This is a genomic window from Paraburkholderia fungorum, from assembly GCF_046027215.1.
Lineage (GTDB): Bacteria > Pseudomonadota > Gammaproteobacteria > Burkholderiales > Burkholderiaceae > Paraburkholderia > Paraburkholderia fungorum_D.
Genome location: NZ_JAQQEN010000003.1, coordinates 593,005 through 611,827, shown reverse-complemented (window position 1 = coordinate 611,827; position 18,823 = coordinate 593,005). Strand labels below are relative to the sequence as shown.

Annotated in this window: 14 protein-coding genes and 2 pseudogenes; 5 read left to right on the top strand and 11 right to left on the bottom strand. The window is 58.9% G+C overall.

Annotated elements, in window-relative coordinates:
* Nucleotides 1-135 precede the first annotated feature (135 nt).
* The 5 genes and pseudogenes from PQR27_RS38590 to PQR27_RS38570 all read right to left on the bottom strand — a co-directional run bounded on the left by PQR27_RS38590 (nt 136) and on the right by PQR27_RS38570 (nt 5,637).
* Complete coding sequence (locus tag PQR27_RS38590) at nt 136-897, bottom strand: SDR family NAD(P)-dependent oxidoreductase (RefSeq protein ID WP_408528890.1); 762 nt, start codon at nt 895-897, stop codon at nt 136-138.
* 438 nt (nt 898-1,335) lie between these two features.
* Nucleotides 1,336-3,615, bottom strand: a complete 2,280-nt coding sequence (locus PQR27_RS38585) for a CoA transferase (RefSeq protein ID WP_408528889.1) — start codon at nt 3,613-3,615, stop codon at nt 1,336-1,338.
* 641 nt (nt 3,616-4,256) lie between these two features.
* Nucleotides 4,257-4,469, bottom strand: a pseudogene (locus PQR27_RS38580) (dienelactone hydrolase family protein); the annotation flags it as partial.
* Between the two features lie 296 nt (nt 4,470-4,765).
* On the bottom strand, nt 4,766-5,257 hold the full coding sequence (locus tag PQR27_RS38575) for a hypothetical protein (protein WP_408528888.1): 492 nt from the start codon (nt 5,255-5,257) through the stop codon (nt 4,766-4,768).
* Nucleotides 5,258-5,271: 14 nt separating this feature from the next.
* Nucleotides 5,272-5,637 carry an IS66 family transposase gene (locus tag PQR27_RS38570; protein ID WP_408528887.1) on the bottom strand — a complete coding sequence of 122 codons (366 nt, stop codon included), beginning with the start codon at nt 5,635-5,637 and terminating at the stop codon, nt 5,272-5,274.
* 92 nt (nt 5,638-5,729) lie between these two features.
* On the opposite strand from PQR27_RS38570, the pseudogene PQR27_RS38565 reads away from it, so the two are divergent.
* A pseudogene (locus PQR27_RS38565) lies at nt 5,730-6,095 on the top strand (transposase); the annotation flags it as partial.
* A gap of 346 nt (nt 6,096-6,441) precedes the next feature.
* Here the strand turns inward: PQR27_RS38565 and PQR27_RS38560 are convergent.
* Together PQR27_RS38560 and PQR27_RS38555 are read right to left on the bottom strand one after the other, a co-directional pair.
* Nucleotides 6,442-7,467, bottom strand: a complete 1,026-nt coding sequence (locus tag PQR27_RS38560; RefSeq protein ID WP_408528886.1) for an IS110 family RNA-guided transposase — start codon at nt 7,465-7,467, stop codon at nt 6,442-6,444.
* Between the two features lie 433 nt (nt 7,468-7,900).
* The gene (locus PQR27_RS38555) at nt 7,901-9,448 is read right to left on the bottom strand and encodes an acetolactate synthase large subunit (protein ID WP_408528885.1); all 1,548 of its coding nucleotides are present in this window, start codon (nt 9,446-9,448) and stop codon (nt 7,901-7,903) included.
* 148 nt (nt 9,449-9,596) lie between these two features.
* Here PQR27_RS38555 and PQR27_RS38550 point away from each other — a divergent pair, with 148 nt between their 5' ends.
* Nucleotides 9,597-10,559 (top strand): LysR family transcriptional regulator, encoded by a 963-nt coding sequence (locus tag PQR27_RS38550; RefSeq protein ID WP_408528884.1) that lies wholly within the window; start codon nt 9,597-9,599, stop codon nt 10,557-10,559.
* Between the two features lie 351 nt (nt 10,560-10,910).
* Here PQR27_RS38550 and PQR27_RS38545 read toward each other — a convergent pair whose 3' ends face one another.
* Nucleotides 10,911-12,176: an NAD(P)/FAD-dependent oxidoreductase gene (locus PQR27_RS38545; RefSeq protein WP_408528883.1), complete on the bottom strand. Its 1,266-nt coding sequence runs from the start codon at nt 12,174-12,176 to the stop codon at nt 10,911-10,913.
* Nucleotides 12,177-12,547: 371 nt separating this feature from the next.
* On the opposite strand from PQR27_RS38545, the gene PQR27_RS38540 reads away from it, so the two are divergent.
* The 3 genes from PQR27_RS38540 to PQR27_RS38530 all read left to right on the top strand — a co-directional run bounded on the left by PQR27_RS38540 (nt 12,548) and on the right by PQR27_RS38530 (nt 15,265).
* The gene (locus PQR27_RS38540; protein ID WP_408528882.1) at nt 12,548-13,360 is read left to right on the top strand and encodes an acetoacetate decarboxylase; all 813 of its coding nucleotides are present in this window, start codon (nt 12,548-12,550) and stop codon (nt 13,358-13,360) included.
* A gap of 93 nt (nt 13,361-13,453) precedes the next feature.
* Nucleotides 13,454-14,239, top strand: coding sequence for a 3-hydroxybutyrate dehydrogenase (locus tag PQR27_RS38535; protein ID WP_408528881.1), 786 nt, complete (start codon nt 13,454-13,456; stop codon nt 14,237-14,239).
* Nucleotides 14,240-14,377: 138 nt separating this feature from the next.
* Nucleotides 14,378-15,265, top strand: coding sequence for a LysR substrate-binding domain-containing protein (locus PQR27_RS38530; protein WP_408528880.1), 888 nt, complete (start codon nt 14,378-14,380; stop codon nt 15,263-15,265).
* Nucleotides 15,266-15,441: 176 nt separating this feature from the next.
* Here the strand turns inward: PQR27_RS38530 and PQR27_RS38525 are convergent, their stop codons facing one another.
* The 3 genes from PQR27_RS38525 to PQR27_RS38515 all read right to left on the bottom strand — a co-directional run bounded on the left by PQR27_RS38525 (nt 15,442) and on the right by PQR27_RS38515 (nt 18,722).
* Complete coding sequence (locus PQR27_RS38525; protein WP_408528879.1) at nt 15,442-16,413, bottom strand: LysR family transcriptional regulator; 972 nt, start codon at nt 16,411-16,413, stop codon at nt 15,442-15,444.
* A 717-nt stretch (nt 16,414-17,130) separates the two neighbouring features.
* A complete protein-coding gene (locus tag PQR27_RS38520; protein WP_408528878.1) occupies nt 17,131-17,664 on the bottom strand; it encodes a cytochrome b in 534 nt (177 codons plus the stop codon).
* Nucleotides 17,661-18,722, bottom strand: coding sequence for a catalase family peroxidase (locus tag PQR27_RS38515; RefSeq protein ID WP_408528877.1), 1,062 nt, complete (start codon nt 18,720-18,722; stop codon nt 17,661-17,663). Before PQR27_RS38515 ends, PQR27_RS38520 begins: the two co-directional genes overlap by 4 nt.
* Between the last annotated feature and the right edge of the window lie 101 nt (nt 18,723-18,823).

Below are 18,823 nucleotides of genomic sequence, written 5' to 3'. Positions count from 1 at the left end.
ACCAGAGGTCGAGCTATGGCGCCGTGCGGCGGCAAAGATTCCCCCTGAAGCCGCCAACAGAGGTACTGGCGACAGAAACGATAACGAGGGGATCCTTGACTTGGTTTTTTCGCCGGAAACGATGGGTGCATATTACTAGGCGGCCATACGGATGGCGCCGTCGAGGCGTATGACCTCACCGTTCAGGTATTCGTTCAAGAGGATGTGTTCCACCAGAGCAGCGTATTCCTCTGGCTTGCCCATTCGTGCTGGGAACGGCACCGTTTTCCCCAGCGCCTCCTGTAGTTCAGCGGGCATGCCGAGCAGCATCGGGGTTTCCATGATGCCTGGAGCAACTGTCATTACCCGGATGCCGCAGCGGGAGAGTTCCCGCGCTAGCGGCAACGTCATCGCGACAACGCCGCCCTTGGACGCGGCATAGGCTGCCTGCCCCACTTGTCCCTCAAACGCCGCCACTGACGCTGTGCAAATGATGACGCCGCGCTCGCCAGAGGTCCCTCGCGGGCACGCGCTCATCATCTCGGCAGCAATGCGGATCATGTTGAAACTACCAATCAGGTTGATATTGATAGTTCGAGCGAACGAGTCGAGCTTGTGGGTACCTTCGCGGCCGATAACCTTTTCGGCGGGAGCTATGCCTGCGCAATTGACGAGTCCCCGGAGAAGCCCCATTTCCATGGCCGCTGCGAAAGTTGCCTTGGCGCTGTGTTCGCTGACGACGTCGGTGGCAATGAATCGGGCATTGGGTCCAAGCTGTGCGGCGACCGCCTCACCCGCGTCCGGGTTGACGTCCGCCAGGACCACCTTGCCGCCCCGTTCGACAATCATGTTTGCAGTGGCTGCCCCCAAGCCTGAGCCGGCCCCAGTCACTACAAATACGTTGTCTTTGATTTGCATTTCTCTTTTCCTTTCATATGATGCTGCCATTAGTTCGTCGCCTGTCGAAGCAGTATCGTCGTACCGATCGCGTGAAATAGCCGGCTTCAGATGTCTTTCGCCAAGGTGAGTGAGCGATGCTGCGGGTCCAATTTGAACGAAAGCACCTCGGCAGCCACGTGCAGTTGGGCTGTCCAGTTGCATTGACTTGGGACCTGGTCGGTGATGTGCGTCAGGGTCCGACGGGGATAGTTCCTGCCAGAAGACTCTCGCAGCCGGCTATTTCAGCCAGGCTGTAGCCCTCCCATCGCAGGGCGCTACCATATTTCGAGCAGCGTGCGCAAAAGAGCCTAGGCTGCCCTGACTTACGGGTGCCAAGTGAAAGAACCTGGCATACCGGTTGGAACCATTCATCCTGGCAGCCGCTGCATGTGACCGCGATGGCGATAGGAGCGATCGCTATCCGGCCGCCTTAAGCGCTTCGCGAGAGCCACCCCACAGCACCTGCCCGACCACTTCGCTGGACATCATTTTGTCGATATCCTCCACGCTGTAGCCCAGTTCGAGGAGAATTTCCTTTGCATTGGCCCCCGGTGCCGGAGCGGGTGTGAGGTCCGGCAAAGGCAAGCCGTCGAACTGGAACCAGGTCGGCCGGAGATTCAAGGCGGGAAGATCGCCGTGGTCGGTCTTGAAGGCGACGTCGGCGCAAGGATTTTCTCGATGTCGAGCTTTGAGTTCGTCGATCGATTGCACAGGTGCCGCAATGACGCCCGCAGAGTTGGCGGCGATCAGCGCCTCCGACACGGTTAGCTCGGAGATGCCAGGGAGATCGGCATCGGCTGGCTCAACGCAAATCCAGCCGCCTTTGACCTCCCGCAGGCAGTCCGCCGTCCCGACCGGTGCGGGCGTTACCTGGAATGAGGCCTGGATTAAGCTCGACGCGCTGGCGAGAGAGGTGTCGACCCAGTCGCCGCCGCCTTCGGGACGCCGCTCGCGGGCGACGAGAGCAACGATCGCTCCGAAAGCGGCGATGTACCCGGTGAGATAGTCGACACAGGAAGCTAGTCCGTGCAGCTCGGGCGCGTCGGAAGAGCCGAATCTGGTCATGATGCCCGTCACGGCTTGCAAGAGGGGGTCGTACCCAGGGTAGTCGTCGTGGCTGCCCGGCCGTTCACCCTTATAGGCGCTCAGTTGCACGGCGATCGCATCAGGATTGATTTTGGCGAGACCGTCCCGATCAAGACCCAATCGCGCCATGACTGGGTCGAGTTTATTGAACACGACCAGATCAGCTCGTGCGACCAAACGTCTGAGGATGTCTCGCCCACTTTCATCGCGCAAGTTGAGCAGAATGCTTCGCTTTCCTTGAGAGAGCTCAGCCGGCCAGAGCACGGTTACAACTGGCACGTGCTCGGGCTGCGTAGAATCCACCTTGACGACCTCGGCGCCGAGTTCGGCCAGCATTCGGCCGCAAGAGGGGCCGGCAATGACATTGGCGAGATCGACGACACGCATGCCGGCCAGGGGAAGGGGAGCAGCCGATTTCGCCGCCGTGCCGGAGGTTGTCGACTGCGAAACTGAAAGTGAATCTTGTCCGGTTGTGCCGGCGTGGAGAGCCGGATAAGGTTTGGCGGAAGCCAGCCGGACGGCACGCCCAAGCTGCGGCCAGTCGCATCCGGCAACTGTTTCGACGATTCCTGATTGTCTTGCATGATCCGAAGCGCGCCATTCGTCGAAATCGCGAACCATCACGCAGGGAACGTTGGCCTCGCAAAGGGTGCGTTCCCACTCTTCGGCCGGCTTGCGGGCGACGGCAGCAGCAATCAGTTCAGCCAATTTGGCGCGAAGCGGCAAACGCAGATTCTGCGGCACGGCGATATTATGATCGGAGAATTCAGCGTTAGCTGAATCATAGACGGGGAGGTCGACGATCCCCAAGGCCTGCGCGTCCTCCCAAATCCCGAGTTTCTCCAGTAGTCTCCGAGAGTATCCACGATGAACTACGCTAAGAAACATGACCTGGCGGCCATCGGCAGCCGGGTAGCAGGCAAACAGGGGGTTCAGCTGCCGTTTGAGAGATTCGAAATAAGTCTTGTCGGCACGGGCTTTGCCGACGTGCGCAGCCAACTCGGCAGGCAGCGAAATCAGAGGTTCGGTCTTCAGATACTCAGGAATACCGTCAAGCTCCAGCGCGAGCGCGCCGATCGAAGACAGACCGGCGGCCAGACGCGAAATGACGATATCCCGGCCAACGCCATACCGGATGTGGTCCAGCAGAGCTGTCCCGACCGCCGTCGCACCGAGAACGCCGGCATAGATCGAGCACAGCGGCACGGGGGTGTAGACAACGTTGTCACCGAGCAGACGTCGGGTCATCGCCAGGTCGGTATAGAAACCCGAGACCGCCTTGAGGATGTCGTCACCAACATCGTCTGGGAACGGATAGGCGGTTTCGCCCGGAAGGACTGCTGTAATGGATAGACGAATTTGCTCGCCAATCCTTTCGGCCTTTTCAATGCCGTCGTGGATTACCACGTTAGCCCCGGCCGACCTAAGCGGCTCCGCACCGGCATGAATTTGCTTGCCGCGGTCCAGGTACGCATCCAGGGGCGCGGGTTGGCCGGCTGCACGGCTAACGATGACGGTCGCACCTTGATCAGCCAGCAGTAGGCCCGCCAACCGACCCGCCATCCCGGTGCTATATTCGACGACGGAGATTCCCGACAGAGGCAGCGACATGGACTACTCCTATGTATGCATTCAGCAGGCTTAAATCATCGGCTTTACTGTTCCCGGCAGAAAGTTTCTTACGGTAACTTACGTCGGAGAACGCGAAAGTTTTCTATATAGTTCAATACGTTAAGAGCGTTGAGTGAATGGTCATCGGTGCGAGGCCCCATGGGGCTGCAACGACAATATTTGTGCGGGAAAAGTACCGCACCCTCTCGGGACGTACGATCTGCGACGTCCGTGTCGGTTTTCAGCGCATCGATCGGTACGATGGTCCGCGGCACGCGGAGAACGCGACCACGCACTTCATCACCGCTTTGATCTCTATGTAGTCGGCTGCCTTCGAAACCCGCGGCAGCCAATCGATCGAATAATCGGGATGCACCGGAATGTTCATCTACATCTACAGGCTGCACTGCTGCGGCACTTCGCGTGCGCAGGCCGATAGGCTTTAGCGCAAGTCGCATCTTTGACGTTGCGGAAGTGCTAACGAATCGCTTTCTTTCACTTATCCTTATTCTTGCTTCCACATGGGCCGGCCAATGAGGGTGAAAGTTCGATCCCACGCTTTCTCCGCCCTGACCGGATCGAACTGCATATGAGAGTGCATCCGGTGTCGACGGCCGTCTCATTGGCGAATCCGTGATGCGCACGGTCACCTTTCCTCGATAGAGATCGGGAACGCGCGCGACATAGCCGGTGGTCGAAGCCGGCCCACGACTCCGCGTATCTGGTCGTTAAGCCCCCACCATTTCTGCAGAACGAGCAAGGAGGGCGCGCCGGTCTGATCGTCCGGCGCGGTAGCCGTCGAGTGAGTGCCCGTCCGGGCGCTCAAAATCGACCATCATCCCAAGGTATTTCATGAGCGTTACTCCTCAGGTGCACGCCGGCCACGGCATATGCATGGAGAGTAGCGACCTGGCAAAGTAATCGCCTCCTGTCGCACTGAAAAATCCTGAAATCTTCTGGGATCAGGCCGCGGCGTCATTGGCTGGTAATGGAATCGCAAGAAAGAAATCGAAGGATTCGTATGTCGCCAGCTAAGTTGATTCCGTCAAGTCGAACTGAACCGGCGATTTTCCTGTGAGTTTCCATCACCGTTCGAGACTAGCCTTGCAACGTATCCGTCAGCGGAACCCGTGTTGACGGTATCGCGCGGTTAGATGTCGACAATCTTTCGCAGCAGAGCGTACGAGACCCGCCAATGACCTTCCGAATCATCAACGGCGATAGACGCAGTTTTCGCGTTGAGCCTGACGATGATGCCAACCCGCTCGCTCAGGTGTTTGTTGGTGAAACCAACGGTGTCGCCGATGAAGAATTCCTCACGTTGTGCTCGCGGTGGCGGCGACGGAGGCGCGTGAGTTGGACCGCGCGCAGTGTCAGGGATAACCGCCACGTATAGTACCGACCAACGCTGACGGCTCTGGTTGTCCTGAATCACCGCCTGGGTTTGCCGCAGCTCCACCACCGTCCCGTGCGAAGGTGGTGCGAGCGGATCGCCCCCGATGTAACTGACCTCCATTCCCAGGCGCAAGCGTTGACGTACTTCGAGAACACGTCGCGGGTCGTCCAGCATTTTGCCGATGGCGAGATAAATGCGATACAGTTCGGCGCTGGGCGCCTGCCGAAGCGAGTCGAGAATGTCCATGGATGTGAAGTCGTTTAACGGGCGAGTGGCAACAGTTCGTGCACGCGATTGACAGGATACGTTGGTAACTGCTCGAGCATGCGCTCAAGCCACGCATAGGGCTCGATTGTGTTCAAGCGAGTTGTGCCGGTCAGTGAATACATGGTGGCTGCCGCTCGAGCGCCACGCGGCGAGCCCGCGAATGTCCAGTTGGCTCTCCCTAGGGCGATAGGGCGAATTTGACGCTCGATAGAATTGTTACCAGGCAGAAGGATATCGCTCTCGGTGTAGCGAATGAGTGCCTGCCAATGACGTAACGTATAGCCGAACGCCTTTTGCGAACGGCGTCTGAACTGGCAAGCCGATGACGTTGCCTTCCAGCCATTGCCGGAACCGCGCAAATGTCGGCAGCGCCTCGGCTTGCCGCGTCACATATTTGAGATCAGGTGTTTGGTCCCGGATCCGCGACTCGATCGCGTACATGCCGGCGGTGCACATCACGCCGGCCAACGAGCAGGAGCGCGCACAGGTAGCCGAGCTTGCGCGTCAGGTTCAGCAGGCAACCGGTCAGACGGTAAAGCTTGCATTCGCTGACCAGGGCTATACCGGTGACACAGCTCGACAGGCTGCGCATGACGAAGGCATCGAACTGCAGATCATTAAACTGCCAGAGGCGAAGAAGGGCTTCGTGCTGCTGCCGCGCCGATGGGTTGTCGAGCGTAGTTTCGGCTGGCTCAACCGGTTCCGGCGACTGGCGCGAGACTACGAGCGCCTACCCGAAACGTTAGCAGGCCTGCACTTCGTTGTCTTCGCCATGCTCATGCTTGTACATGTTTGCGCCGACTGTCCAAGTGCCTAACACCCTACAAGGGCTCCTCGTCGAGCACAAGCTCAATCGAAGTTCGCAGATGATACATGCTGCAATGCTGTGCGGGTGCGGGTGCGGGTGCGGGTGAGAAGGTGAAGGACTGCGGTTCTACAACCGGTCATGTTGGGCGAATGGCCCGGACCCTGATGAAAGACGCGCGTAGAGGCCTCATTCTCTAGCCGGGAATAGATATCCCCGTCGTGTTAGTCAGGCACGCCCCACGCGGGTCCAACCCGCTTCACATCACCGCTGGCAGTGCAAAGTGATCGTTTCTACGTGCTCATGATGTCCGCGCCCCGTGTCCAGTTGCCGGTTGATCGATAAACTCAAATCGGAGTCAGTCCGTCACTGGTTCGAGCTTGAAGTCATCGCCGTATTTCAGCGAGGCCCACGCCAATCTCGCGTTCTTTGCAGCAGTCGCGATGGCGGCCCGCCAGTAGCCCAGGCGCTCGACCAGGGTTCGGACCCACCGGCTGAAGCGATCCTGTTTCTCGCCAAGACTGGCAATAACGGCGCGGGCGCCGTTCACCAGCAGGCCGCGCAGATAGGCGTCGCCTGCCTTCGTGATGCTGCCCAGCCGCGCCTTGCCGCCACTGCTGTATTGACCTGGCGTGAGTCCGATCCAGGCTGCCACCTGCCGGCCGTTTCCGAAGTCGTGCCCGGCACCGATAGTGGCGAGCAACGCACTGGCCGTGGTTGGGCCGATGCCGCGCAACTGCATTAGCCTCTTGCTGCGCGCGTCCTCACGCGCGATTTCAGCGATCGCACGGTCGTATTCGAGCAGGCGATCCTCGATATTGCCGGCATGCTCAAGCAGATCGCTGATACTGCGCTTCGCCCAGCCCGGCAATGTGTCCAGATGTTCCGTGATGTGCCTGCGCAACTTCTCAGGGCTCTGTGGCAGCACCACGCCGAATTCAGAGAGCAGGCCGCGCAACCGGTTGTAGGTCGCGGTCCTCTCTTCGACGAAACCTTGTCTTGTCCGATGCAGGCAAAGCGTCGCCTGCTGATGCTCGTCCTTCAGCGGCACGAAACGCATGCTTGGACGCGTCACCGCTTCGCAGATCGCAGCAGCATCCGCCGCGTCATTCTTGCCGCGCTTGCCGGACATGCGATAAGGCGCCACAAGGTTGGGCGCCATGAGTTTGACTGCATGGCCGTGCTGCTGGAACACACGAGCCCAGTGATGCGCACCGGAGCAAGCCTCCATGCCGATGAGGCACGCTGGCAACTGTGCGATCAACCCCGCCAGCTGATCGCGCGGAACACGCGGCTTGATCAGCATCGCTTTGCCGGCCTCGTCCACACCGTGAATGGCGAATACATTCTTGGCAAGATCGATTCCGATAGTGACAATGGGCATGGACTTCCCCTTTCGCTGGTGTTGATGAACGTTCGAAACTTCATCATGGCATCATCGATGCCGATTTGCGGCTTCCGCCGCAGCCTCCGGACGGGGAAGTCCCTTTCATTCTCTAGAAAAAGCGATGGTTCACAGTTGTCGCCCTTGCCATGGCGCGAGCGATCAACGCGTCCCGATACAATTTCGACAGGTTTCAGCGATAGGCGTGCAAATCGCACCGGCAAATTAGAGGTGGCGGAGTTTGCGAAACCCACCCGCTGAAAGGCACGTCTTCCACTCGAGTCCAAACATATTGAGGACGGACGGTTCGCGTGCGGACGGCACACGAGTAATCGGGCATTAGAGTTTGAAACGCTGGCCCAGAACACGTCGAATCCGGACCAGCGTTTGTGTGGCCGTTTGAATTGCGGTCACGCTATATATCAAGCTGCGCCTAAATTACACATTCGATCAATCGCGGGCCACGTTGCTTCATTGCGCTAGAGAATGCATCTTCGAACTCACGTGGAGTATTCACGCTCACCGCGTGGACACCCATACCATTTGCCAATGCGACCCAGTTCAACGTCGGGTTTGCAAGGTCGAACATTGATGCGGCCAGAGCACCTTCACTAGATGCGCCAACGCGTTTCAGTTCATTGCTGAGAATCTTGTAACCCCTGTTTGCGTAGATCACGGTGGTGACGTCAACATTTTCACGCGCCTGAGTCCATAAGGATTGGAGAATGTACATGGCACTACCGTCGCCCTGCAGGTTGACCACCTTTCGGTCTGGACAGGCAATGCCTGCGCCGGTCGACACTGCCATCATGCTGCCAATGGCGCCGCCGGTAAGATTGAGGAAGTCATGCGGCGCCGCGTGTGCAGTCAAGCCGTAGTGAGCAAAGCCGGACGAAAGCGACTCATCGCTGACAATTGCCTGTTCCGGCAAATGCTTCGCGACCACCTGCATGATTGAAAGTGCATCAAGTGGTCCGTGCGAGTTCACTTCGGTGGGCTTGGTAGCGACAAGACGCTCCGTCACATTTTCAGCACCCAGCGCATGCACCAGTGATTCCAGCGCATCAACGCCGTCTTCGTGCGGATGGGACAACACGGCGAGCCGACAATCCTTTGGGGTCAACCAGCTTGGCTTGTCCGGATACGCGAAGAAGCTCACCGGAGGCTGAGAACCCACCAGCACGATCAGCTCCGTACCTGCGAGAAAGTCGGCTACCTGTTCGGCGAAATACGGCAAACGCTCGACCTGAACGCGACCCACACCCCTTTGCATTCTGGGAAAGAAGGTATCGGCAATAAGGCGTGCACCCGTCTGCCCAGCGATTTTGCCCGCGGCACGCAGTCCACGTTCTTGCAGGCCCTCGCCGCGAATAAGGATGGCGGTTCGCTTGCCGCTACGGATCAGCTTCGCGACGTGGTCGATGCTTTCCTGAGAAGCATGCACGCGTGCCGGCTTCGCAAGTGCCGGTGAGGCAACATCCGCTTCGTCCCATGCGGTGTCTGCAGGCAAAACCAGGGTTGCAATGCGGCCCGGACCTTCAAGCGATGCCTGAACGGCACGTGCTGCGTCGGCGCCTACCGTGCGTGCGCTGGTCGACGTGTGGATCCAGGCTGACACCGGGCGGGCAAACCCCACGAGATCCGAAGACAACGGAGCGTCATAGCGCATGTGGGAAGCGGCATGATCTCCCACCACATTGACGATTGGCGTGGATGCTTTGCGTGCGTTGTGCAGGTTCGCGAGACCGTTCGCAAGTCCCGGGCCGAGATGGAGCAACGTGCAGGCCGGCTTGCCCATCATACGGCCATAGCCGTCGGCAGCACCCGTGACCACGCCTTCAAACAAACCCAGGACGGGTCGCATGCCTTCCACCTGGTCCAGAGCCGCTACAAAGTGCATTTCCGAAGTACCGGGATTGGCAAAACAGACATTCACATCGTTCGCAAGCAGCGAACGCAACAGACTTTCAGCACCGTTCATAGTCGTTACCTCTGTGATCAGATGAAAATCGGCTCTGCCGAGCAGCCCGAAACGTTCTACTGCGAGGGCTCAAACGACAGTTCATGCTGAATGGTATCGACAGGGGTAGTATCTACAAATGCTGTGCGACTAGAATCTTTATTACGTCATGCGCAAGAATCTCGACTATGGCCTGCTCCACGCGATGAACGCGTTCGTGCGCGTCGTTGACGCGGGAAGCTTTACGGCAGCAGCATCGCAGATGGAGTTAACCACTGCCCAGGTCTCGCGCCTCGTCTCGGATCTGGAGACTCGCTTGCAGACGAAATTGCTACAGAGGACCACCCGGCGTCTGGCGCTGACGAGCGTAGGAGAGCGTTACGCAAACCAGTGCAGGGGCATTCTCGAACTCGTCGCGGAAGCAGAAAGCAACGCTGCCGGTGCCTCCGTGCAGCCCTCGGGACGGCTACGCGTGCTGTGCATGGCAAGCTTCGGGAACCGTTACGTCGTGCCGCTCGTTTCCAGATATTGCGCACTCTATCCGCAAGTGACGGTGGAATACAGCACGTCCCAATACGCACCGGATTTGCTCGCGGAAGGCGTTGACGTCAGCGTGTACCTTGCGCAGCGATTACCGGACTCCGGGCTCGTGGCGCGGCAACTCGGCGCGACGTTCGCCGTGCTGTGTGCGGCGCCAGAATACCTTGCGCGGCACGGCACGCCCAGGCATCCTCGCGAATTGGCCAACCATGCATGCTTGCGCCTCGTAAATCCATCGCTCACACGTCATTGGGAGCTGACCGACCGCAAGAATGTCTGCACGGTTGACCCGACTGGCCCGCTTGTCGGGGACAACCCAGAGGTGTTGGTGCACAGTGTAGTGAGCGCACTCGGCATCGCGATGTTGCCGTGCTATACGGTAGTCGACGCGTTGCGCGAGGGCACGCTAGTGCATGTACTGCCACGCTGGCGGTCACTTGAAATCGGTGTGTATATGCTGATTCCGTCGAGGCGTTTTCTTGAGGCGAAAACTCGCGCGTGGCTCGAGCTGCTGAAGTCGGAAATATCGGTTGGGCTCGAGCGCGACGCGGGGTTTTCCGATAACAGTACGATTGAACGGAAGTGTTTGTGAGGCAACATCTAGCACTAGCTGACCAGGGATACGTAGGTGTTCGTTTTGGGCAACGGGCCGTCGCGCGAAAACAGCCCGTCAGGGTCGCCGCCGCGCGGGGTCAAAATTGTAATGGACCGGATATACGTGAGCTATCGATTCTAGGGTTTAAGAGGCAACGTGTTTGCAGACGAGGAGTCCATACACGGGCCTTCGGGCGTTGTCCTGCCAATGGCCGATGGCGAATGCACTACAGACGCGTGCCCGGATCGTTTCGCATAGCAGCAAAAAGGCTGCACTGATGCCACTACTTGTTTCTATTGGCTTGGATCATCAATTGCTCCCGGTCTTGAAGAACTTTTCTCGCCAAAGCTAAGTGCGAACGGTTTTTGACTGGCTAGCTCGGGGTCGAGCGGGCGGTGGAGGGGCGATGATGAGCCGTGCCGCGCGCGAGCCGACCGACAGGCGCCACAGCCATGTCGCTCCAGCAGCGAGGCGAAGCCGCGCGCAACGAAGGAACATAATGTGCACGAACAACCAGAACAGCCACGCCGGTCGCCCCCACAATTTCAATCGCCCGAGATCGGCCACCGCCGCATTCCGCCCGATTGTCGCCAACGCACCATAATCGCGGTACACGAACGGACCCGGGGGCGTGCGCTGCTCCACACGTGTCCCAATCAAAGCACCAACGTAACTGCCCATCTGCTTGGCAGCGGGCGCCACGCCCGGCACGGGGTGGAGTCCATCGGGCTGCAGACAAGCAGCCATATCGCCGATCACAAAGATATCGGGGTGACCGGGCACGCTTAGATCGGGCTGCACTCTCACGCGTCCACCGCGATCCAGTGCACACCCCAACAGCTTGCCCAGCGGCGAGGCAGCGACCCCTGCCGCCCACGCCACAAAATGAGCATCGATGATCAGTCCGTTGGTGAGGCGTACCTGGTGTGCGTCTATGTCTGCCACGGTCAAGGACGTGATTACCTCGACTCCGAGGCGCTCGAGCTGACGGTGCGCCTCGCGCGACGCTGAGCTCGACATGCCGCCAAGAATTCGGTCTCCACCCTCAATCAGCAGCACGCGCGCATCCGTCGGGACAACGTTACGGAAATCTCTCCGCAGTGTCTGGTGCGCGAGTTCGGCGATGTGCCCCGCGAGTTCGACGCCCGTCGCGCCGCCACCCACGATCACGAAAGTTGGAGCGGTGCTCCAGCGTTCCTTCTCCGCTGTTTCGAAGACAGACAGCAACCGCTGGCGTATTTCAAGCGCGTCCTCGACAGTCTTAAGGGACGGTGCATATTCAGCCCATTCGTCATGACCGAAATATGACTGGCCCGCGCCAGCAGCGACGATCAGATAGTCGTAGCTGAGCACGCTATCCGAACAGCGTACAAGTCGCGCCTCGGGATCAATGCCGACGACATCATCCATCAGCACTGTCACATTGCGCTGTTTCGCTACCAATGCACGTAGTGGTTCGGCAATGGTCGTTGAGGCAAAGCCCGCCGTGGCGACCTCATACAGCAGCGGCTGGAAAACGTGATGATTCTGTCGATCGATTAACGTAATTTTCACTCCGTGTCGCGCGAGCGCATTTGTAGCGGCAAGACCGGCGAAACCTCCGCCGACGATCACGATGTGCGGGCAAGATATATGAGTGTTCATGATTAAAGGTCCGTAGTACGCAACAGGAGAGGACTTGCGGGTGACAGACCAATTCTAGAGGCGGCGTTCACATTGAAGGAATGAAATCTTTTATGGAATTACATCTCCAGAAGGCATGGAGAACGGTGCGACGGGGTGCCCGTGGATGACATAGAAAAAGGTTATGGAAACCTGATAAAACATTCACTTTATTTGGTTCCAGCATTAGCTTAGATTGGTTGCTGTCGAAGCGGATTGCGATCGTTGCAGTAGAACGAACCTGTCCGTATTCTTCGAGCCATTCAATCATTTACGCGGGGCACGACCCAGCAGGCCGCGTCGCCGCCAATAAGGAAGTTGCCATGAAAATCAGTGATATCCGGGCACAAGCTTACGCGATGCCCCTTACGAGCCCTGCCTATTCGCGCGGCCCATTCCGTTTCATCGATCGGGAATTCCTGATCGTGACCTACCGTACCGATCCCGACCGCCTGCGTGCGCTTGTACCTGAGCCGCTGGAGATCGATGTCGATAATCCGCTCGTTAAGTATGAATTCATCCGCATGCCTGATTCATCCGGCTTCGGTAATTACACGGAGACGGGCCAAGTCATTCCCGTCACCTTCGAGGGCCGCAAGGGTATGTATGTTCACTCGATGTACCTGGACGTCCATTCGGCGACCGCTGGCGGACGCGAGCTGTGGGGCTTTCCAAAGAAGGTCGCGACGCCGACACTCGCGGCGGAGGGCGATACGCTGATCGGCGAGCTTCGCTACGGCAAGTCGCTCGTCGCGACCGCGACCATGGGATTCAAATACTCGCGTGTGGACGCTCGACAAGCGCAGCAGTCGTTGGAAGCGCCGGGCTTTCTCCTCAAGATCGTGCCGCACGTGGATGGCTCTCCGCGTATACTTGAACTCGTGGAATACAACTGCATTGACGTACAGGTGAAGGGTGCATGGTCCGGCCCGGTCGGCCTTCAGCTCAACTCTCATGCGCTCGCGCCGGTGGCTGACCTGCCGGTGCGTGAGATCGTGTCGGGCACGCACATCCTCGCAGACCTTACGATCGATCTGGGTAAAGTCGCGTACGACTATCTCGCGCCAGTCGGCGAGCAGACTCAGCGGGAATCCACGACGCGCACGCCCTCGAAGAAGTTGCTCGAGCACGCCTGACCAAACCTCGGCGGCGTGGACTAGCGTGAGTGCTAGGCGCGCCGGTGCAATCTCAACCTATCGGAGCGCCGCGGCGCTCCACGGAGAATCCACATGCAGAACCTGGAAAACAAGGCCGCTCTTGTCACCGGCGCGGGCAGCGGTATCGGCAAGGCCATTGCGCTGCGCCTCGCTAGCGCGGGCGCGGACGTCGCAGTCGCTGACCTGAATCGCACGGCCGCCAGTGCCGTCGTTGCCGAGATCGTTTCAATGGGCCGTCGCGCGGTCGCCGTCGAGATGGATGTCGCTGACGAGAGAGCGGTCGAACAGGGCTTCGCCGCCGCGCGTGCCGAGCTTGGTCCGATCGACATTCTCGTGTCCAACGCGGGTATCCAGATCGTCAACCCGATCGAATCGTTTGCGTTCGCCGACTGGAGAAAAATGATGGGCATCCACCTGGACGGTGCCTTCCTGACAACCAAGGCCGCGCTGGCGGACATGTATCGCGATGATCGCGGAGGCGTGGTGATTTATATCGGCTCGGTGCATTCGCACGAGGCGTCGCCGCTCAAATCGGCTTACGTAACCGCCAAGCATGGGTTGCTGGGTCTTTCGCGCGTCCTTGCGAAAGAGGGCGCGGCGCATAACGTGCGTTCACATGTCGTCTGTCCAGGTTTCGTGAAGACGCCGCTCGTCGAGAAGCAGATTCCCGAACAGGCGCGCGAGTTGGGCATCAGCGAGGAGGAGGTTGTTCGGAACGTCATGCTTGGAGGCACGGTCGACGGTGTGTTCACGACCGCCGAGGATGTTGCGCAGACAGTAGAGTTTCTCGCTTCGTTCCCAAGCGCCGCGCTGACCGGGCAGTCGTTCGTGGTCAGCCACGGGTGGTTCATGCAGTAACCACCGCTGGGTGTCGGGTTGCGAACGGGCTTGTGCGGCTTCAGTTACGATTAGGTTTGGTGAACGTCAACATCACGCGTCGTCCGCCGCGCGGCAATCGCGCATTGGTGAAACCGAAGCCGGACGGAGGCAAAGTCGTTGGATTTGAAAGCCCTGCGTTACTTTACCGAGATCGTTCGACACGGCAGTTTCGCGCGCGCCTCTGAAGCCATTCCTCTATCGCAACCTGCACTCAGTAAATCGGTTCGAACGCTGGAGGAAGAGTTGGGCGAAACTCTGCTGGAACGCGGCAGGCGCGGCGTTGGCGTGCGTCTGACCGCGGCGGGCGAACTCGTTCACGGACGGGCACAAGCCATATTAAAGGAACGGGACGCACTGATGACCGACCTGCACGCCTTGCACGGCCTGCGGCAAGGCACATTGAGAATTGGCCTGGCTCCCGTAGGTAGCGCGGAAATCTTCGCGAATCTGATTGCGCAATACCACGAACGTTTCCCCGCGATCGACTTCGAACTGCGCGAGCGGGGCAGCGAGGATCTGGAGGAGGCCGTACGCTCCGGCGAAATCGAAGTCGCTGCTACTTTACTGCCGGTACGGCCTGATCTGGAGTCGATGTTCATTCTCAAGGCGCCAATTGTAGTGGCGGTACCCCGCTACCATCCGTTGGCGGAGCGAAAGCGGATCCAGCTCAGCGACCTGCGCGATACGCCATTTGTTATGCTCGAAGCAGGCTTTCTGCTCAATCGGCGCATTCGCGAAGCATGTAGCGCACACGGCTTCACACCGTTGGAAGTCGCGCACAGCTCGCATCCGAACTTCGCACTCGCGCTGGTCGCCGCCGGAGCCGGCGTCACGTGCGTCCCGCGACTTGTCGCAGAGCGTCACGTTAACGACGGGGTTCAGTTATTGGCACTTGCGGGGCGAGATCTTGAATGGAATCTGGCCTTTGTCTGGCGCAAGGGAGCCACGCTTTCCGCCGCCGCGAAAGAGTGGTTGAAGCTGGTGGGTGAGCATTACCCAGGGTAAGCGTGTAATTTCTAGGAGTCAAACAGTCGAGGTGGAACGCCGCTGCGATCGCCTCTGTCCAGGTTTGTAGGATGCCTGGCCTAGACCATGAGTTAGTCCTGTTAACGTAGGCGCGTAGCTAGTAAGCGGGTAACCAGTTGGCTGTTACCGTGCCAAGCGGCGCAGTAACAGCTCTCCTAATCCGGAACTATGCCCAACGCCACCCCAGATTGTACAGGCGACCCGGAACGGAGCTTCGCGCTATCCTCCGCGAGCCTCTTCGGGATTTCCTCACGTAGAAAGTCAACCCAAGTTCGAATCTTCGCGTCAAGGAATTCGCGGGAAAGATACAAGGCGTATACGCTCATTTCCTGAGACAGGTAATCGGGCAGAATTCGCTTTAGCTCGCCAGATGACAAGCCATCCATTGCCGTGTAAATGGGAAGCAAGCCAATTCCAAACCCGGACTTTACCGCGATAACCATGGCATCTGCCACATTGACCTTGAATGTTGACAGCCCGAGTTCGATGTTCTTGATGTCGTCCATTCGACGAAATGTCCATAAGTCTGACCGAAAAACTGGCGATTCGATCTGTAGACATGTATGACTGACCAGCTCCTCGGGACGCTCCGGAACGCCGTACTTCATGAGATATTCCGGAGAAGCACAAACAACACTGAACGCCGTTCCCAGTCTCTGAGAAATCAGACCAGAATCCTCCAACCCTGTCGAAGCGACCAAAGAAACGTCGTATCCCTCTTCGATGAGGTCCGGTATGCGCTGCGTCAAAGTAAGTTCAATTCTCACATCTGGATAGAGTTGCTGATACCTGCCCACTGCTGGCACCACATAGTGCTGGCTAAAACTGCCCATAGCGTGCACGCGCAGTTTTCCTGAAGGACGGAATAGGGCATCCCGAGCTTCTGCCTCAGCCTGATCTACTGCCTCCAAAATCTGCTCGCATCTTGAGAGGAAGCGTGCGCCAGTCTCGGTCAGCGCAACGCGACGTGTGGTTCGGTTTAACAAACGGGCATTGAGATGCGTTTCCAGTTCGGCCACGGCCCGAGACGCATGCACCGTCGTGATACCCATGCCTGACGCAGCAGCAGTAAAGCCGCCCGCATTGACGACACCGGTGAACACGCGCATGTTGTGCAATATGTCCATGTTGAATCCATTCGGCAATCTAAGCTGCATCGCCACAACACGTTGATAAACAGTGCTCCACTGAACCTGTCAACAGCCCTCGCGCTACCATCGCAGCCAATCAGATGGTCCGCGTCGGGGAGCGGGTATTCGAACGGCTGATGGGGGTTCCTTGTAGTAGGTGAAGTAGGGTGCAAGTGGTGCTGTCAACTTGTTCGTCAGACGGACGAACAAGGGCGCCTGGATTGGCAGCGATGGTCTTAAGCAGTCGTACGCGCATCCCAAGCCTTTTCCCGGGCAACAATGGCATCGGCACGAACCTCACTTTCAAGTTTTAACGGCACGCCACGAATAGATTGGCATCCCGTGACCTTGATCGGACTCAAAGCATCGAAGCTGGCGAACCGATTCGAAGTGCCGCAGCACCTTCTCGCGCATTCGTTTGAGGTGGTGCGAGTGATCCGATCGGTTGTGTAACCCGCTGTGCGGCGGATGCTCAACGGTTCGACTAGATAGTTCGCGTCAATCTCTGACCGGGGTCTTTGAGTGATGCGCAGTGCATCTTTATCCGAGTGCCCGCGCCAAGTGGGCCGAGCAATCCAGCGCCGGTCTAAGCAAGGGTTCGTGAGCGCATGTGTCGCGTGGTATCTTACCATTAGGTTTCCTTTCGATGATCCGGACTGTCAAGACTAATATGCCGCCGGGTAGTTAATCCTAAGAGAGGCGTGTCGCGCTACATCACCGCCAATGCGCCATTGCCTGGAAGACACCGTCACGTCTGACCAGCGCATGCATAAACGCTGCGGCCAGATGCACCACTATCAACGCAAAGAAGCACAGCGCGAGCGCCCTATGCGCGTTCCACAGCAGCGTGTGCAAGCCGTTGTTATGCGGCAGGATGTGCGGCAAATTTATGCCAAACACCACGACCGGATAGTCCGCAGCCGACAGCATGCCCCATCCGATCAGCGGAAGCGCAATCATCAGTAGATAGAACGCAAGGTGCGACAGGTGAGCGGCGAGTTTCATCGGCTCCGGCATCGAAGCCGGCAGCTGCGGCGCGCCGCGCGTCAACCTGACCACGAGGCGAATCAACGCCAGCACTAGTATCACGATACCCAGGGGCTTGTGGATGGACACCAGCGAAAGATAATCCGGCCGAACAGTGGACACCATCCCGACACCGATAAACAGCATCGCCAGAATGCAAATCGCCATCAGCCAGTGAAGAGCACGCTGCAGCGGAGTAAAGCGATCGTGGATCGGGGTCATGGCGTGGCTCCTCCCGCCGCATGGTGCGGATAGTCCTTATCTTCAGCGGTCCGCCGGTTGAACGAGACAGAATAGGCGGCTGAGCGCGCGGCGGGGAATGGATCGTCCGAGACGTGCATGCCGGGCGGCAGGACAGTAGGATCGAAGTTGAGATCGCGACACGGCCCATCAACCTCGGGTTCGATGGCGTTGACCACCAGCGTACCCGCCTCCACTTTCCGTCGATCCTCCGGCCAGGGCTTGGTGGGGTCGGCGGTCGGGTCACCGGGGTTGGCAACCGTGACGACCAGCGTCCATTTTTGCGGCGCGCTGTGCACGCGCTGCGTGATATCCGCGTCGAGAAAGTCGTCGCCACGCGTCTTCAGTTGGTCGGGAGATACGGCCTCCGGCTGCGCGGCTGGCACGAAGGACCAGCGCACGGCCTGATCCTTTCCCGCAGCGTCAGTGAAGATGAAGCTATTGAGGCTGTTGTACCGCTCCTGCGCGTAAGACCCCGTCCACGTCCCGCCGACGGCCCACGCGCCAAAGGCGCCGAACTCCGGGTGCGCGGCGACAAAATTCTTCATAGCGTCCGGGTCTTTCGTGTCGGCCGAAGCCTTGAGCAGATCGTAGAAGGCCTCCGGCGTGGCGACCGCGAAGACGGGCGCGTTGATCATTGCCGTGCGCCATTCGGTTCCATCCGACGCGACGATGCGCAGACCGAGGCCCCGTACCCGAACCGTGGCGTCCGGCGCGTTCGGATCTGGCGTACCCAGGTTGAAGCGTCCCGTGACGGGAAACGAGCCCGCGGCGAACATGCGTGCCTTGGAAAGAGCTGCCGCCGCGCCGTTCGATTCGAAGCTGCCAGTAAAGCAGATGCCCTTGGCGTGATTGCGCCGGTGGCCGAGAACTGGGCCGCCCGGCGGCGCCAATGCGTTGATGATCTTTGCCGGTGTCAGGCGCGCTGGCGAGAGCCAACCGCCCGTAAAGACGAAAGCCGCGGCCAGCGCGACCACGACGACAGCAATCGGAGCCAGCGAACGGACTGTGGACTTGCTGGAAGTCGGTCTGTCGGCCATCGATCTCTCCCAATCAATGATTCGGCTGCATAGGAATCCGTCGCCCCTTGGTTCGGCGTCCACGCGGAGGTAATGTGCACGAAAATAGCTTTCTTGCGATG

What these genes read in the sequence shown, in the direction of transcription:
- PQR27_RS38515 (WP_408528877.1), bottom strand. Translation starts at nt 18,722, where the DNA reads ATGGCCGACAGACCGACTTCCAGCAAGTCCACAGTCCGTTCGCTGGCT.
- PQR27_RS38540 (WP_408528882.1), top strand. Translation starts at nt 12,548, where the DNA reads ATGAAAATCAGTGATATCCGGGCACAAGCTTACGCGATGCCCCTTACG.
- PQR27_RS38560 (WP_408528886.1), bottom strand. Translation starts at nt 7,467, where the DNA reads ATGCCCATTGTCACTATCGGAATCGATCTTGCCAAGAATGTATTCGCC.
- PQR27_RS38525 (WP_408528879.1), bottom strand. Translation starts at nt 16,413, where the DNA reads ATGGACATATTGCACAACATGCGCGTGTTCACCGGTGTCGTCAATGCG.
- PQR27_RS38555 (WP_408528885.1), bottom strand. Translation starts at nt 9,448, where the DNA reads ATGAACGGTGCTGAAAGTCTGTTGCGTTCGCTGCTTGCGAACGATGTG.
- PQR27_RS38520 (WP_408528878.1), bottom strand. Translation starts at nt 17,664, where the DNA reads ATGACCCCGATCCACGATCGCTTTACTCCGCTGCAGCGTGCTCTTCAC.
- PQR27_RS38590 (WP_408528890.1), bottom strand. Translation starts at nt 897, where the DNA reads ATGCAAATCAAAGACAACGTATTTGTAGTGACTGGGGCCGGCTCAGGC.
- PQR27_RS38575 (WP_408528888.1), bottom strand. Translation starts at nt 5,257, where the DNA reads ATGGACATTCTCGACTCGCTTCGGCAGGCGCCCAGCGCCGAACTGTAT.
- PQR27_RS38535 (WP_408528881.1), top strand. Translation starts at nt 13,454, where the DNA reads ATGCAGAACCTGGAAAACAAGGCCGCTCTTGTCACCGGCGCGGGCAGC.
- PQR27_RS38550 (WP_408528884.1), top strand. Translation starts at nt 9,597, where the DNA reads ATGCGCAAGAATCTCGACTATGGCCTGCTCCACGCGATGAACGCGTTC.
- PQR27_RS38585 (WP_408528889.1), bottom strand. Translation starts at nt 3,615, where the DNA reads ATGTCGCTGCCTCTGTCGGGAATCTCCGTCGTCGAATATAGCACCGGG.